Raw genomic sequence first — 15,808 nt, 5'->3', positions numbered from 1 at the left:
TGCCTTAACCGTTTCCATCGTCGCTGACATCGAAACGGATATCGGTATCGTAAACGTGATTGATCAGATCCAGGATCATGAACGCGGTCAGCCCCCAGATCCGTTTATCCTCGAAATAGTAGTTCGGCATGCGCAGACGGCGGCCGTATACCTCCACCGGCGCGGTCAGATCCGGCTCCTGCTCCAGAAAGAAACGCAGCGGTACGTTGAAAATCGAGTCGATCTCGCCGGGCTCGGGCGTCAATTCCACATCCGCATGCACCACGCCAACAAAAGGCGTTACCTTCATGCCGAAACGGGACGGGATCGGCGACAGATTGCCGAGCACTTCCACCGCTTCCCGCGCCAACCCCACTTCTTCCTGACTCTCGCGCAGCGCGGTCATCATCAAATTACGGTCGGAGGGGTCCCGTTTACCACCGGGGAAGGCCACCTCTCCAGCGTGAGTCGGCATGGAACGGGAGCGAACGGTAAGAATCAGTTCAGGTTCCGGCTTATCGACAAAGGGCATCAAAACCGCCGCTTCGGGCAAATCCAGGGGCAACTCGATCAAACGGTAATCCGGCAGCCGCCTACGCAGGCGTTCCAGGTCTGTCATCCGCGCGTCTCCCGCGGCCATCCGCTGATTGGACCTTCGCAGCACTGCTTCACTCTCTTACTCCCCTTTTCTTTACTACTCAGTTTGACCATCGCCCGCTCCGCGGGCAAGGGCGAGGCACCGCTTTCGGATTGCCAGGGTTCCGGTGAGCCAGTAGGCTGGCGTACTTCACCACGGCGAGAACGATCATGAAGTATTGCAGCCATTGCGGGCAGGAAGTGTTGTATTCGGTTCCCGAAGGAGACAACCGGCCCCGCTATTGGTGCAACCATTGCGGCACCATCCATTACCAGAACCCGAAGATCGTGGTTGGCGCCATCCCGGTCTGGGAAGGTCGCATTTTGCTCTGCAAACGTTCCATCGAGCCCCGCAAGGGCTACTGGACCCTGCCCGCCGGCTTCATGGAAAACGGGGAAACCCTGCAGGAAGGCGCCGCCCGGGAAACCTGGGAAGAAGGCTGCGCCACGGTAGAGGTTGGGGACATTTATACGATTTTCAACCTGCCCCATATCAACCAGGTCTATGTCTTTTTCCTGGGTAATATGGCCAACGGTGACTATGGCGTGGGCGAGGAAAGTTCCGATGCCGGAATGTTCACGGAAGACGAAATTCCCTGGGATCAGCTGGCCTTTCCCACCATCGGCCGTACCCTCAAGTTTTATTTTCAGGATCTGAAAACCGGCGACTTCCCGGTACGCACCCAGGACATCCCACCGCTCAAGCGCAAACCGGCGCTGGATGAGAATATCTAGGCCGGTATCGAGCAACCAATAGCGGGCCAGCGCGATCCGTCAAACCGGTAGCGGCGCCAGCGGCCATAGGTCGATGGCCGGCTCCTCGTAGGGGTGGGCGTCACGCAAGGCGCGGACCGCCGGTTCCAGACAATCCGCCTCGCAGATCATCTCCACCCGGTACTCTTCCACCGTCTCCACCTGTCCCTGACTGCCCAGATAGGGATTGCTGCCGTCCAGGGGTCTGAACTGGCCCTGACCCAGCACCTGGAAGCTGCAACGATCGTAGTCACCAATACGGCCGGCACCGGCGTCGAACACCGCCGCCTTGACGGTTTCCACGTGACTCACCGGAACATAGAAGCAAAGCTTGTAGAGCGTCGTCATCGGTCCTCCTGATGATCGATTCAGGCCACGTCGCTGTCGTTTGCCAGGTGCGCGTATTCCGGTCTGAGACGGTAATCCCCCTGGGAGGAAATCCAGATACCGCTGGCCGCCACGGTTTGCACGCCGTCGACGAAGACCCGTGCCTCGTTAAACAGCTTGCGACCCTGCAGACGCACGAGCCGCGCCTCGAAGTTCACTTCACGGTGCAGCGGCGTGGGCGCCATGTAGCGCACATTGAGCGTACCGGTCATGCCCAGGCTGGTGACGAAGTCCTGGGTCTTGGCCAGTAGCATATCCAGCGCCAGGGACAGAACGCCGCCATGCACCTTGCCCGGCGGCCCCATGAAAGCGCGACCGAAGGTGGCACGGGCACGCACCACATCGCCGTCAAGCCAGAAGGTCACCGGCGGTGACATGGCATTGGCGGGACCGGACAGAATCTCGAAATCCGCCATGTCCAGGGCATCCTGTCGATTGCCCTGACCGCTGATCAAACGCCCGAGAATGTCACGCATGCTGCGATGGGAATACCCTTCCAGGCTTTCCCGCAACGCCCGCGCCTGCTCGGTGGCGGCCATCAGCGCCGCCTCGTCCACATCCAGGCGTACCAGCTGTTCGTTGATCGCCGCCAATTCCCGGGCCAACTCCCGGCGCCGCGCCGACACCGGCGTCGGCTCCGGCAACTCGCCGATCGGCATGTCAAAATAATGGTACTTTTCTTCCGTCATATTGGTGTCTGATCAGCCTGTTACTTTAATCTATCGCCTACACGCAACACGGTGACAGGCCAGCGTCCCACAGCCCTTTCTCTTGTTTTTCGCTTTTGCCTTTCGCTGTTAACTGTCCACTATCAACTGTTAACTGCTTTTTATCCCACCCACCTGCGCGCATTGGCGAACATCCGGAACCAGGGGGCATTGTCGAAGCGGCGCCAATCATCCGGGATCCAGCTGTTCTGCAGCACGCGGAACACCCGCTCCGGGTGCGGCATCATAATGGTCACGCGGCCGTCCCGGGTGGTGAAACCGGTGGCGCCCTGGCTGGAACCGTTGGGGTTGGCCGGGTATTGCTCGGTGGCATTGCCCATGCCGTCCACGTAGCGCAGGGCCACCAGGCGCTGCTCCACATTGCGGGCCAGGTCGGCGTCGCTGATCTCCACCCGCCCTTCGCCATGGGCCACGGCGATGGGCAGGCGGGTGCCCGCCATGTCGCGCAGCAAGATGGATGGGGAATCGCCGATTTCCACCAGCGAGGTGCGGGCCTCGAACTGCTCGCTCAGATTGCGCACGAAGCGCGGCCAATGTTCCGCGCCGGGCACCAGGTCCTTGAGGTGGGCCAGCATCTGACAGCCGTTGCAAACGCCCAGAGCGAAGGTGTCCTCGCGGAAGAAGAAACGGTTGAAGGCGTCACGCAAGCCGTTGTGATACAGCACGGTCTTGGCCCAGCCGCCACCAGCACCAAGCACGTCGCCATAGGAGAAACCGCCACAGGCCACCAGGCCTTTCATGTCGTCCAGATTGACGTCACCGGCCAGCAGGTCGCTCATATGCACGTCCACGGCGGCGAAGCCGGCACGGTCAAAAGCGGCCGCCATCTCGGTTTGGCCGTTGACGCCCTGCTCGCGCAGGATCGCCACCTTGGGCCGGGTACCGCCGATGAATGGCGCCGCTACGTTTTCGCTCATGTCGAAGGTGAGCCGCACGTTCAGGCCTGGATCATTGCTGTCCGGGATGGCGTCGAACTCCTGGCGGGCGCAGTCCGGGTTGTCGCGCAACGCCTGGATACGATAGCTGGTTTCCGACCAGAGCCGCTGCAGACCGCGACGGGGCCGCTCCATCAGGATGGCGCCGCCCAGGCGTACCCGCACCACATCGTCCACGTTGAGCCGCGCCACGGTGTGCACACAGCCGGCCAGACCAGCATCGGCGTAGCGCTGACGCACCGCCTCCGCCTCGCCTTCCGGCACCTGCAGTACCGCACCCAGTTCCTCGGCGAACAGGGCCGCCACCGCTTCCGGTCCATCACCGGCGATGTCGTCCAGCACGATGTCGATGCCGACCCGGCCGGCGAACGCCATTTCCACCAGGGTGGTGAACAAACCACCGTCGGAGCGATCGTGGTAGGCCATCAGCTTGCCTTCCGCCAACAACGCCTGGGTCACCTGGAAGAAGGCCTTCAGGTCGGCGGCATCGTCCAGATCCGGCGGCACATCGCCGACTTTTCCAAATACCTGCGCCAGCGCCGACCCGGCCAGCCGGTTACGGCCGCGGCCAAGATCCACCAGCAGCAGTTCGCTGGCCTCGGTGGTACGCAACTGCGGGGTCACGGTCAGGTTGATATCACTGACCTGAGCGAAGGCGGTGACGATCAACGACAACGGCGAGGTGACACTCTTGTCGATGCCACGCTCATTCCACACTGTGCGCATGGAGAGAGAGTCCTTACCCACCGGGATGGCGATACCCAGCTCCGGACACAGCTCCATGCCCACCGCCTTGACCGTATCAAACAGCGCCTGATCCTCGCCCGGGTGACCGGCGGCGGCCATCCAGTTGGCGGACAGGCGGATTTGCCCGAAGCCGCCGATGTGGGCGCCGGCCAGATTGGTAATGGTTTCCGCCACCGCCATGCGGCCGGAGGCGGCGGCGTCCACCAGCGCCACCGGGGTGCGCTCCCCCATGGCCATGGCTTCACCGGTAGTGATATTGGCCTGGTTGGGGTTGAAACCGGTGGCGGTCACCGCGCAGTCGGCCACCGGCACCTGCCAGGGTCCCACCATCTGGTCCCGGTGAACCAGACCGGTCACCGACCGGTCGCCGATGGTAATCAGGAAGCTCTTGGAGGCCACCGTGGGCAGCCGCAGCACCCGATCCACCGCATCGCGCAGTTCGATGTCGTCGGTGGTGAAAGTCTGGCGCTGGAAGTCTTCCCGATCGAAGGCACGCTGCATCTTCGGCGGCTTGCCGAACAGCAGGTCCATGGGCAGGTCCACTGGCGCGTCGCCGAAGTGCTCATCGGACACTTTCAGGTGCTCTTCCTCGGTGGCTTCACCAAGCACCGCGAAGGGCGCACGCTCGCGCCGGCACAGTGCCTCGAAGCGCGCCAGGTCTTGCGGCATTACCGCCAGCACATAGCGTTCCTGGGCTTCGTTACACCAGATTTCCACCGGGCTCATTCCCGGCTCATCACTGGGCACCCGGCGCAGTTCCAGGTTGGCGCCACGATCGGCATCGTGGACCAGTTCCGGCAAGGCGTTGGAGAGGCCGCCGGCACCGACGTCGTGGACGGAAACAATGGGGTTGTCGTCACCCAGGGCCCAGCAGCGATCGATCACTTCCTGCACCCGCCGCTCGATTTCCGGGTTACCGCGCTGCACCGAGGCGAAATCCAGGGCCTCATCGGATTCGCCGCTGGCCATGGAACTGGCGGCACCGCCGCCGAGACCGATCAGCAGCGCCGGGCCACCCAGCACGATGATTCTGGCGCCCGCCGGAATACCTTCCTTCTGCACGTGGCCGTCACGAATATTGCCAAGGCCGCCGGCGATCATGATCGGCTTGTGGTAACCGCGCCGTTCATCCCCATTGATCCCCGGGGCTTCGATTTCCAGGGTGCGGAAATAGCCGCACAGATTCGGGCGGCCGAACTCGTTGTTGAAGGCGGCACCGCCCAGCGGCCCCTCGATCATGATGTCCAGGGCGGAGGCAATGCGCCCGGGGCGGCCGTAGTGGTCTTCCCACGGTTGCACGAAATCCGGAATGCTCAGATTGGAGACCGAGAACCCGGTAAGGCCGGCCTTGGGCTTGGCGCCGCGACCGGTGGCGCCTTCGTCACGGATCTCGCCGCCAGCGCCGGTGGAAGCCCCGGGATGGGGGGCGATGGCGGTGGGGTGGTTATGGGTCTCCACCTTCATCAGCATATGCACCGGCTCATTGACGTAGCGGTACTCGGCGTCGTCCGGACCGGGGAAGAAACGGTCCGCCACCGGCCCAGCCACCACCGCGGCGTTATCCTTGTAGGCGCTCAGCACGCCTTCACTGGCGTGTTTGTAGGTGTTGCGGATCATACCGAACAGGCTCAGTTCCTGAGCCTCGCCGTCAATGGTCCAGTCGGCATTGAAGATTTTGTGCCGGCAATGCTCGGAGTTGGCCTGGGCGAACATCATCAGTTCCGCGTCACTGGGGTTGCGCCCCAGAGCGGTGAAACGTTCCACCAGGTAATCGATCTCGTCGTCCGCCAGAGCCAGACCCAGCTCGCCGTTGGCCCGGGCCAGCGCGTCGCGGCCGCCGCCGATCACATCCACCGTGGTCAACGGCTTGGGCTGATGATGGCTGAACAGCGCCTCGGCCTGCTCGGGCTGATCCAGCACCGCCTCCACCATGCGGTCATGCAGCGGCGCCACCAGCTCCGCCCGGGCGATATCCGGGTCCGCCCGCAGCCGATATTCAATGCCCCGCTCCACTCGCAACACCTTGTCGAGGCCAGCGTTATGGCAGATATCGGTGGCTTTGGAAGACCAGGGAGAGATCGTGCCGGGGCGCGGCACCACCAGGAACCGGCGGCCTTCCACCTGCTCCTCGCTGATCGTCGGGCCATAGCTCAGCAAACCGTCGAGCACCGCCTGTTCCTGGGCGGATAACGGCGCGGAAATTTCCACGAAATGAACGAAACGGGCGGACAGTGCCTCCACCCGAGGCAAAGCGCGCAGCAATTTTTCCTTACGAAATGCGGAGAGAGCCGGGCTACCGGGTAGGATCAGCATGGGCTGGCTTTTCCTTTGGATCGACGGGGGATTGGAAGAAGCCGCAATGATACCGGATTCCTGGGGGGCGGCGCGAGGGCGCGAACCCGGTTTCCCGCCTTTATCTCGACAGAGCGGCGACACGGTGGAAACCGTCATCAACCGGTCCAATAGCGGCAATTGTTGGACAAAAAAGTAGCGGCCCGGGGGTTGCGGATGGTAAATTCGCCCCCAATTGTAAAAGCACCGCTTATTTTTTGTACCCGTCCTTCATGGCGGACACCCTGGCGGGCCGTCGCGAGCGACGTTAAAAATCGCTCCCGGCGATTTTTGATGCCCTGCCATCCATGGCGGGCACCCTAGCGGGCCGTCGCGAGCGACGTTAAAAATCGCTCCCGGCGATTTTTTGGTCATTCCAAGCCGTCTCAATCCCGGGCCTGCGCCGAGGCGTGGTCCGGCGACGGCTTCGAATGTCCTGCTTCCGGCAAACAAGGACCGTTTCCGGAACCGAGGAAGCCCCGAAAACCAAGCAATGGGCGCTTCCAACCTATCTGGCAACCCCAGGAGGCAGCAAGGACATGACGATACGGTTACGCCGTAAACTGCTGGCATGGGCACCCCTGGTGCTGCTTGCCGCACTGATCCTGGGCCTGTTTCTGCGCCCATCCGGCACCGCCCTGGAACGGATCCAGGCCCGCGGCGAGTTGGTAGTGGTCACGCGCCCATCCCTGACCACCGTTTACGGCGATGAAAACGGTTCCACCGGCATGGAATACGAACTGGCCCGCGGCTTTGCCGAGCGGCTGGGCGTTAAGTTACGTCTGGTGGAAGCCGATGACCTGGCAACCGTGCAGAAGCTGCTGCTGGCCGGCAAGGCCGATTTCGCCGCCGCCGGGCTGGTGATCACCGAGCAGCGCCGCCAGCAGTTGCGGCTGACTACCCCCTATCAGAAAGTCGATACCCTGGTGATGTACCGGCTCGGCGAACCGCGCCCCAATACCCTTGTTGATCTGGACGGCAAGAGCGTCGCCGTGGTGTCCGGTTCCAGCAACGCCGATCTGCTGGAGCAGGCCAGGGCCGCCCAGCCTGAGTTGACGCTGGATGTCTACACCGGCACCACCGTGGAGCAAACACTGGCCCGGGTGGAGGAAGGCGAAGCCGATTACGCCTTGATTAATTCCAACGATTACGCCATACACCGGGGTCTGTTCCCGGATCTGGCGGCCGGTTTCACCGTCGGCGCGGATCAAGGGCTGGCCTGGGCCTTCGCCCCCGGCAGCGACGGCAGCCTGTATCAAGCCGCCCAACGCTATCTGACCCAGCAAAACGCCATTGGCGCCACCGAACAGCTGGCCAAGCGCTTCTACGGCCATGTGGAACGGTTTGATCTGTATTCCGCGCGCAGCTTTATCCGCCACCTGGACGACCGTCTGCCTGACTACACCAATGCCTTCCGCGATGCCGCCGAAGACGCCGGCTTCGACTGGCGCCTGCTGGCCGCGGTGGCCTATCAGGAATCCCTGTGGGACGCCGGCGCCATCTCCCCCACCGGTGTGCAGGGCCTGATGATGCTGACCAATCAGACGGCGCGGGAAATGGGCGTCACCGACCGCACCGACCCGGCCCAGAGCATCCACGCCGGCGCCGCTTACCTGCGCAAATTACACGACCGCATGCCCGAACGCATCGCCGAGCCGGACCGCACCTGGCTGGCCTTGGCCGCCTACAATGTGGGCTTTGGCCATCTCGAAGATGCCCGGGTCCTGACCCAGAAGCAGGGCGGCGATCCGGATCGCTGGCAAGACGTGAAACAGCGTCTGCCGATGCTGGCAAAACCCGCCTATGCCGGCCAATTGCGCTACGGCCCCGCCCGTGGCGGCCAGGCGGTGGCGTATGTGCGCCACGTACGCGGCTACTACGACCTGCTGGTGTGGGCGGAAAACTCCGAACGCCACCGCCCTACCCTGGTGGCAGCGGCGGAGTAACCGCTCAATAAAAGCCAATCGCGGCTCACGAGCCGCGATTCGTTTGTCTTTCGCTATTAACTGTTCCCTGCCTCTCTCATCGTTTGCGCCGGAAAAAGTCCCGCATCAGTTGCGACGCCTGGTCCGCCAGCACCCCGCCGGTGACTTCCAGGCGATGGTTGTAGAAATCCCTCTCCGGCAATCCCAACTGGCTTTCACACACCCCGGCACGAGGTTCGCGGGCGCCGTACACCAATCGCGCCACCCGGGCGTGGATCATGGCGCCAAAACACATGGTGCACGGCTCGATGGTGACGTAGAGGGTGCTGTCCGGCAGCCGGTAGTTACCGGCGCGGGCGGCGGCATCACGCAATGCGCCAATTTCCGCATGGGCGGAGGGATCATGGCTGAGAATCGGCCTGTTGTAGCCCTCACCAATGATCTCGCCGTCACGCACCAGCACCGCGCCCACCGGCACCTCGCCCTGCTCCGCCGCGCGTTCCGCCAGGGCCAGCGCCCGCGCCATCCAATATTGATCGTCCACTTGTCCGCCCGGGGTTGATTGGGATGCTTTCGGCGCCAATGGTAGGCGCGACGGCGCCGGGGTGAAACTCTTCCCTCGCGATGGCGGCGCTTTTCGCTACAATCTTGTTCATCCAGGCGGGGTTGGCCCCCGCGGAAGCCATTGTTTCGACGATTTGTTCGATGAGGAGACGGCATGACCACCATCGGTACCCCTTATTCCGACAACGCTACCCGCGTGATGCTGCTGGGCAGCGGTGAACTGGGCAAGGAGGTGGCCATCGAGCTGATCCGCCTGGGTTGCGAGGTGATCGCCGTGGACCGCTATCCGCGGGCGCCGGCCATGCAGGTGGCGCAGCGCTGGCACGTAATCGACATGCTGGACGCGGACGCGGTGCGGGCAGTGGTGGAAGAAGAGCGCCCGGCGTTGATCGTGCCGGAAATCGAGGCCATCGCCACCGCCGAACTGGAAGCTCTGGAGCAGGAAGGGTTCACCGTGATCCCCACTGCCCGGGCAGCGCGGCTGACCATGAACCGCGAGGGCATTCGCCGCCTCGCCGCCGAAGAGCTGAGCCTGCCTACCTCGCCCTACCGGTTCGCCGGTGACAAGGACGAATACCTGGCGGCGGTGAAGGCAGTGGGCCTGCCGTGCGTGATCAAGCCGGTGATGTCCTCCTCCGGCAAGGGGCAGAGCCTGGTGAAAACCGAGGACCAGATCGACGCCGCCTGGCAGTACGCCCAATCCGGCGGCCGCGCCGGCCAGGGCCGGGTCATCGTCGAAGGGTTCGTCGAGTTCGACTACGAAATCACCCTGCTCACCGTACGGCACCGCAATGGCACCGATTTCTGCGCGCCCATCGGCCACCGCCAGGAAGACGGCGACTACCGTGAATCCTGGCAACCGCAGCCGATGAACGACGCGGCGCTGGAGGAAGCCCGCCGCCAGGCTGGCGCCATCACCGCCGCCCTGGGCGGCTGGGGCCTGTTCGGTGTGGAGTTCTTCGTGCGCGGGGACCAGGTCTGGTTCAGTGAAGTGTCACCACGCCCTCACGATACCGGTCTGGTAACCTTGATGTCACAAAACCTCTCCGAATTCGCGCTGCACGCCCGCGCCATTCTCGGGCTGCCGATACCGAATATCGAACAGCGGGGTCCGTCCGCGTCCTCGGTACTGCTGGTAAAAGGCGATTCGGAAACCATGCGCTACGGCAATCTGGATCAGGCCCTGGCGGAGCCGGACACCGACCTGCGCCTGTTCGGCAAGCCGGAGGTGCATGGCAGCCGCCGCCTCGGCGTCGCTCTGGCGAAAGCGGATAGCATCGAAAGCGCGAGAGTCAAAGCCAACACCGTGATTACCAATATCGAGGTAAATCTATGAACCCGCGGATTGACGATACCCACAGCAAGATCATTGGCTACGCCCTCTGGATCTTTGGCTTCATGGGGTCACACCGGTTCTACTATGGCCGGCAAATTACCGGCGTGATCTGGTTCTTCACCCTGGGATTGTTTTTCATCGGCTGGATCGTCGATTTGTTCCTGATCCCGTCCATGGACCGCGACGCCGATCATCGCTATGTCTCCGGCCCGGTGGATTACAACATCACCTGGCTGCTGCTGACCTTCCTTGGCGTCTTCGGCCTGCACCGTTTTTATATGGGCAAATGGGTGACCGGGCTGATATACCTGCTGACCCTGGGCTTGTTCGGGCTGGGCATTCTCTACGACTTCCTCACTCTCAACGAGCAAATCGCCACCGCCAACAGCCGCAAGCGCTGGACCTGAATGGATTCGGAAGGGGCGGCGAGGTTTCTCCGCGGCGCCCTAACCGGCCAGCACCAGCACCACCCCGGCGGCCAAGGTCCCCAGTGTCGCCGTCAGCAACAAGTCACCCAACAAATGGCCTCCCCGTACTCTTGCCACGATACGGTGTAGCGGTCTTTTTCTTCTCATGGCTTTCCTCCTTTCCCCCTGAAGCGTCTACCCTCCGCCGGCGAAGTGATAGAGCTCCATCGCTTCTTCGGTGGATAGCGCGCCGTCATCCAACATGGTATTGGCGAACGCATTCTTTGCCATCGACATGCCTACCGGGTTTTCTTTCAGTTCCCGTATCGGATAGTGCTGATGAACGGCTTCCGAGGTCTCGACAACCACCTTCAGGGTCTCCACCAGTTCCCGCTCGACTTCGGGTAAATGCCCGGCCACCGCACTTTCCAGCTCTTCCGGGTTCTCTTCCAGGTATTCGAATTCCGCCGCGCCACCAACCGCCGCATAAGCAAGACGGGTAGCGTGAATCGACGCCATGACACCGATATCGGCCTGCTCCCGGGTAGGCAATTCCGAGACCGTCTCGCCTTCCAGGCGCAGTCGCAGGGCCTGGCGTCCATTCAGAAAACGCACCCGATAATTATCACTGTCCTCGACCGCCGCCTGCTCAATGAGGATGTCCTGCAAAGCCATGGAAGAAAAAACCTCGATCCTGTCACCGTTCTCATCGGCCATTTGAATGGGCACCGCGCCGACCTTGATGGCGAATTCCGATGGCGCCATGCCCGATTGCATGGCAAGGACATCCGAATAAAGTCTTTTGATCTGCTCGCTGCCAGGGTGAGCCTCCAGCAGTGCCACGATGTCCGTCGCCGCCTCCGCGTAGCGGTCGCCCTGGATGTTGTCTTCGATGGCTGCCAACAGCGCCTTCTCCTCCGCCGTCAATTCCACATCGGAAATATCCAGCCCGGGCTCCGGCTCAGGTTGCACAACGTCGCCACCTCCCGAGCTACTGAGGTCATCACTTCCACACCCCCACAGAAGGGGGAGCAGCAAGGTGATCGATAATGCCAATTTGATGTAGTTCATTTTATCCACCCGATTCCGTTCATCGATCCCCCGTTCAGGGACAATCACTCAAGGATTCACCGCAGTAATAGCCGCTCAGTGCGGTGACGGTCGCGTCACCTTCCATATCGCCGGTCTCGAACGTCACTTGCAGTTGGTAGTAAGCGCCGTTATCCCGCTTCAATTGAATGGTATGGCCGACATCAGCATCGAGTACCGCGCCATTCTCGAGGTTCACCAGAGCAAAGGGCTCGCCACTGCTGTCGTAAAGGTTGGCGGAGTTTTCTCCGGACCAATAGCCATACAAAAATAGGGCGGTGTCCGGCCCCACCGCGGGCTGTGCGGCGGTGGCCGTCAAACGATTGTCCCCGTCGATATCGATAACGATAACGCTCAGGTCGCCATCGTCGTCGACTACCGGCAAGGCACTGCTCAAAATCAGAGGAACGGCACTGGATTCTTCCGCGGTGATCGAGGTGACATGGCTGGAGGTTTCCCCCTCGGCATTGGTGATGGTCAGTTCGACCTCGTAACCCCCCGCCACATCCGTTATCAGACTGGCTTGCGTACCGTCCGCTGAAATCACCAATTCCGCGTTGCTCCCCTCCGGCGCGGAGCTCAGCGTGTACTTGAAGGAAGAACCACCAGGATAAGATGAGCGGTCCAAATCGAAGGATACCTCGTCACCAACCCAGTGCTCCGTCTCATCGGTCACCGGACCGGCCACGGGCGTGGAAACAAAGGAAAACGACTGGCTGCTGATAATTGGATCCGGCCGGGACGGCAACTTCAATCGGGCTTCGACGGTATAAGTCCCTTCCATTACGTCCGGAGTCAGGGTCGCCCTCTTGGCGTTGACGTCGGGCACCATCTCCACGCTGCTTCCGCCGGGACGTTCCGTGACCGCCCACCACAACTCCGCTCCCGGAGGTACCGTCGAGCCACTGGCATCGAACAGCACCAGCTCCCCCATATTGATGATTGCCGGCGGCGGGCGAAACACCACATTCACGACCGGCTCAAGCACCGTGACCACCTCGCTCAATGTGACGTCGCCATCCGTGCCCGCACGGGTTCGTTTAACGGTATAACGGCCGACTTCCCCGGCAACAAAGTGTCTTTCTTCAGGCAGCGCCGTGGTCAGCAGCTCGGAGGACTTATCCACCGTTTGCCCCCCTTCCGGCGTCAGCAGCAATTCCCAGGTTGCGCCGTTGCCGTCCGTCTCTCCATTATCATCCAAACCACTCCAATAAGTGGCGACGATGTCGTCTCCGGGCAGCGCGTATTCCTGATTAAGTTCCAGACTCGGATGAACGTAACGGGCGGCCAGAGCCACCGATGCGGAGTCCCTCGTACCGTCGGAGCCGGTGGCGGATACCGTCAAGGTCGCGGCGCTGGGGCTGCTGGCTTCCCTTGCCGTTCCCATGTACCGCAGGTATTGCGTACCGCCTTCCTCAATGATGGCCCAGTCCGGCTCATTGGCGGACCATGAGCCCTCCGCCACCTCGGAAAGAGGTCCGTCCACCCAATATTCGGGCAATGGCACCGGCCCGCTTTCGTTATCCAAAACCAGGAAGGGCTCTTGAAGAGCCACGCTCAAACTGTTCATTCCCTGCCTGGTTGCCGGTAGAGTGCCCGTACATTGATGAATTCGGCCTAGTGCATCCTGAGTCTGCAAAAGATAGCCGTATGCTCCGTCAGAGGGATCAACGGGGGTGTACGAATAGGTGTAGTAATCCACCACTCTGAACTGTTCCCGAAGAGCTATCGAGGTCTCATCTATCTTATCTTTCCCTTCATACACCAGCGCATCGGGCCCCATCGGCAATGCCTTGACAATGGGATAACCTTCCCACACCCACACCTCGAGCTGGCAGTTACCGTCCTCAGCCCAGCAATCGGATAAGCTGCAAGCAATTTCGGGTTGCTCATCGCAACTGCAATTCACCAGTACCAACGAGCACAACATGAGCAGCCCGACCTGGCTTGCCGATTTTATTCTCAATGGAAAACGTCGTAAGGGTAATCGCACGGCACTGGCCTCCAGCCGATGGATTGTTCGAATTATCAACAGCCCTGAAGTTGATTTTTTCCCAACAAGAACTGTGTGCTTTTCGTGCGAGGATAAACCACCCCTCCACCCCATACCCTTCCCTATTTAGGGGGGGGAGCTGAAAGATGCTGGAGGCTTATTGCGAGCCGGAGGAACTCCTCCGGCTCGCTTCTGAATGAAGAGTCTAGTGGAAGTGACAATGATGCTGCCGCGAACTTGCCGGCCAGCGAACAGTGGTTGCGTTTAAGCGTATTCCAAGGCCGGGCCCATCAATTCCTCATTGCGTACTTGCCGGCACCGAGGAAGAACAACGCCGCAGCGGTGAACAGATAGAATCCCTGCAACTCAATCGCCCAGCCACCGTTGTCATTGATCGCGAACAGCTCGTTCATGTGCACCAGCACCAACGCCACCAGCATGTTGCCGACGATCAATGCCGCCCCTACCCGGGTGTAATAACCAACGATGATCATAAGCGGCGCGATCACCTCGCCGATAAACACCCCGTAGGCAAAAAAACCGGGCAATCCCATGCTTTGCAGCGAGCCGGCGATCCAGCCCACGCCATGCAGCATTTTCGAGATCCCGTGCAAAAGCAACATGCCGCCCAGGCTCAAGCGCAGGATCAGTTTCCCCAGATCCGGATGGTTCATGGCGTTCTCCTCGTCCTCTGTTGATCGGTGATGTACCGATATTGAACGGGTTTCCCGCCACGAAGGAAAGACACCCATGACACAAACCGGCAGCCACGCCCGCCACGGCGCCAAGAAAAAATCGTCGGGAACGATTTTTAACGTTGCTTAAGCGACGGCCCGGAGGGTGACCGCCACGGACGGCGGTCATAAAAAATCATTTACATGATACCCATCATGCATTTATAAATTATATCCATCATCAAAAAAGGAGGACCGCCATGCGTGTCAGCCGAGCACAAGCCGCCGCCAACCGGCGCCGAATCGTCACCGAGGCTTCCCGGCTGTTTCGGGAAAGAGGTTACGACGGCGTGGCCGTGGCGGACCTGATGAAAAGCGCCGGCCTCACCCACGGCGGCTTCTACGGGCACTTCGAGTCCAAGGAAGCGCTGATGGCGGAAACCTGCGCCTCCTCCGGCGATATCCGTACCCGATGGGAACGCCTCACGGCCAAACGCCAGCAACCCCCCTTTCAGGTACTGGTGGAGCAATACCTGAGCCCGCGCCATCGCGACCAGCCCGGCCACGGCTGCCTGTTCGCCGCGCTCTCGGTGGATACCGCCCGGCAAACGCCGGAAGTGCGCCACGCCTATACCGGCACCTTCCGCAAGTTCGCCGACATGATCGCCGACTGGCTCCCTGGCCGTCGCGCCAACCGCCGGCGCCGGGCCCTGGCCACGGCGTCCAGTCTGGTCGGCGCCCTGGTGTTGTCCCGCGCCGTGGATGACCCGGAACTGTCCAGCGAAATTCTCGACGCGGTACGCCAGCAACTGCTCGGCGCCACCGCTTCCGCAACCCCGGCTTCCTCCGGGAAGCCCGCCAAGGAGTAAACCGTGAATCAATCCAATACCGCCCTGAAAGCCATGACTGGCCTGGAAACACTGCAGATGATGATGGAGAAGGATCTCCGCGCCGGCATCGGCCAAACCATGGACTTCACTCTGGTGGAGGTGGAGCGGGGACGGGTCGTGTTCGAAGGCTCGCCCAGTGAAAAAGTCTATAACCCGATCGGCACCGTCCATGGCGGTTACGCCGCCACCTTGCTGGATTCCGCTTGCGGCTGCGCCGTGCATTCCAACCTGGAGGTGGATCAGGCCTACACCACCGCGGAACTGAAAGTGGCCTACCACAAGGCCATGACCAAGGACACCGGCCCGGTACGCGCGGAAGGCAAGATCATTACCATGGGCCGCCGCCTGGCCTTCGCCGAGGCCCGCCTCACCGACAGCGAGGGCCGCCTTTATGCCAGCGCCACCTCAACGTTGCTGGTAATGCAACGGTAAAC

The 15,808-nt window shown here is 61.7% G+C and carries 15 protein-coding genes; 6 read left to right on the top strand and 9 right to left on the bottom strand.

What is annotated here, in order from left to right:
• Nucleotides 1–4: 4 nt before the first annotated feature.
• On the bottom strand, nucleotides 5–598 hold the full coding sequence (locus tag RYH70_RS06590) for a CoA pyrophosphatase (protein WP_233917047.1): 594 nt from the start codon (nucleotides 596–598) through the stop codon (nucleotides 5–7).
• A 188-nt stretch (nucleotides 599–786) separates the two neighbouring features.
• Between RYH70_RS06590 and RYH70_RS06585 the strand changes: the two genes are divergently transcribed.
• Nucleotides 787–1,350 carry an NUDIX hydrolase gene (locus RYH70_RS06585; protein WP_014993767.1) on the top strand — a complete coding sequence of 188 codons (564 nt, stop codon included), beginning with the start codon at nucleotides 787–789 and terminating at the stop codon, nucleotides 1,348–1,350.
• Nucleotides 1,351–1,389: 39 nt separating this feature from the next.
• On the opposite strand, the gene RYH70_RS06580 is transcribed toward RYH70_RS06585, so the two are convergent.
• From RYH70_RS06580 to purL, 3 genes are all read right to left on the bottom strand, one after another.
• Nucleotides 1,390–1,716 (bottom strand): YqfO family protein, encoded by a 327-nt coding sequence (locus tag RYH70_RS06580; RefSeq protein WP_316310082.1) that lies wholly within the window; start codon nucleotides 1,714–1,716, stop codon nucleotides 1,390–1,392.
• Between the two features lie 20 nt (nucleotides 1,717–1,736).
• Nucleotides 1,737–2,444 (bottom strand): PaaI family thioesterase, encoded by a 708-nt coding sequence (locus RYH70_RS06575; protein ID WP_022995491.1) that lies wholly within the window; start codon nucleotides 2,442–2,444, stop codon nucleotides 1,737–1,739.
• A 140-nt stretch (nucleotides 2,445–2,584) separates the two neighbouring features.
• On the bottom strand, nucleotides 2,585–6,478 hold the full coding sequence (gene purL, locus RYH70_RS06570) for a phosphoribosylformylglycinamidine synthase (protein WP_055099107.1): 3,894 nt from the start codon (nucleotides 6,476–6,478) through the stop codon (nucleotides 2,585–2,587).
• Between the two features lie 557 nt (nucleotides 6,479–7,035).
• Between purL and mltF the strand changes: the two genes are divergently transcribed.
• A complete protein-coding gene (gene mltF, locus RYH70_RS06565) occupies nucleotides 7,036–8,442 on the top strand; it encodes a membrane-bound lytic murein transglycosylase MltF (protein WP_284455301.1) in 1,407 nt (468 codons plus the stop codon).
• A 76-nt stretch (nucleotides 8,443–8,518) separates the two neighbouring features.
• Here mltF and tadA read toward each other — a convergent pair whose 3' ends face one another.
• Complete coding sequence (gene tadA / locus RYH70_RS06560; protein ID WP_026949027.1) at nucleotides 8,519–8,965, bottom strand: tRNA adenosine(34) deaminase TadA; 447 nt, start codon at nucleotides 8,963–8,965, stop codon at nucleotides 8,519–8,521.
• A gap of 174 nt (nucleotides 8,966–9,139) precedes the next feature.
• Between tadA and purT the strand changes: the two genes are divergently transcribed.
• Nucleotides 9,140–10,321, top strand: coding sequence for a formate-dependent phosphoribosylglycinamide formyltransferase (purT, locus tag RYH70_RS06555; protein ID WP_022995487.1), 1,182 nt, complete (start codon nucleotides 9,140–9,142; stop codon nucleotides 10,319–10,321).
• Nucleotides 10,318–10,728 (top strand): NINE protein, encoded by a 411-nt coding sequence (locus RYH70_RS06550; protein WP_022995486.1) that lies wholly within the window; start codon nucleotides 10,318–10,320, stop codon nucleotides 10,726–10,728. The genes purT and RYH70_RS06550 overlap by 4 nt, the downstream gene beginning before the upstream one ends.
• 39 nt (nucleotides 10,729–10,767) lie before the next feature.
• On the opposite strand, the gene RYH70_RS06545 is transcribed toward RYH70_RS06550, so the two are convergent.
• From RYH70_RS06545 to RYH70_RS06530, 4 genes are all read right to left on the bottom strand, one after another.
• Nucleotides 10,768–10,896 carry a hypothetical protein gene (locus RYH70_RS06545; protein ID WP_255346276.1) on the bottom strand — a complete coding sequence of 43 codons (129 nt, stop codon included), beginning with the start codon at nucleotides 10,894–10,896 and terminating at the stop codon, nucleotides 10,768–10,770.
• Between the two features lie 27 nt (nucleotides 10,897–10,923).
• A complete protein-coding gene (locus tag RYH70_RS06540; protein WP_080530649.1) occupies nucleotides 10,924–11,700 on the bottom strand; it encodes a hypothetical protein in 777 nt (258 codons plus the stop codon).
• 133 nt (nucleotides 11,701–11,833) lie between these two features.
• Nucleotides 11,834–13,810, bottom strand: coding sequence for a hypothetical protein (locus tag RYH70_RS06535; protein WP_317009962.1), 1,977 nt, complete (start codon nucleotides 13,808–13,810; stop codon nucleotides 11,834–11,836).
• Nucleotides 13,811–14,100: 290 nt separating this feature from the next.
• Complete coding sequence (locus RYH70_RS06530; protein WP_022995483.1) at nucleotides 14,101–14,484, bottom strand: DoxX family protein; 384 nt, start codon at nucleotides 14,482–14,484, stop codon at nucleotides 14,101–14,103.
• A 260-nt stretch (nucleotides 14,485–14,744) separates the two neighbouring features.
• Here RYH70_RS06530 and RYH70_RS06525 point away from each other — a divergent pair, with 260 nt between their 5' ends.
• Together RYH70_RS06525 and RYH70_RS06520 are read left to right on the top strand one after the other, a co-directional pair.
• Nucleotides 14,745–15,353, top strand: a complete 609-nt coding sequence (locus RYH70_RS06525; protein WP_022995482.1) for a TetR/AcrR family transcriptional regulator — start codon at nucleotides 14,745–14,747, stop codon at nucleotides 15,351–15,353.
• A gap of 3 nt (nucleotides 15,354–15,356) precedes the next feature.
• Nucleotides 15,357–15,806, top strand: a complete 450-nt coding sequence (locus RYH70_RS06520; protein ID WP_317009961.1) for a PaaI family thioesterase — start codon at nucleotides 15,357–15,359, stop codon at nucleotides 15,804–15,806.
• Nucleotides 15,807–15,808: the final 2 nt, after the last annotated feature.

Source organism: Alloalcanivorax xenomutans, from assembly GCF_032810065.1.
In the GTDB taxonomy this organism is placed as follows: Bacteria; Pseudomonadota; Gammaproteobacteria; order Pseudomonadales; family Alcanivoracaceae; genus Alloalcanivorax; species Alloalcanivorax xenomutans.
The sequence above is the reverse complement of the archived record's forward strand: the minus strand, read 5'-3'. Positions and strand labels throughout refer to the sequence as shown.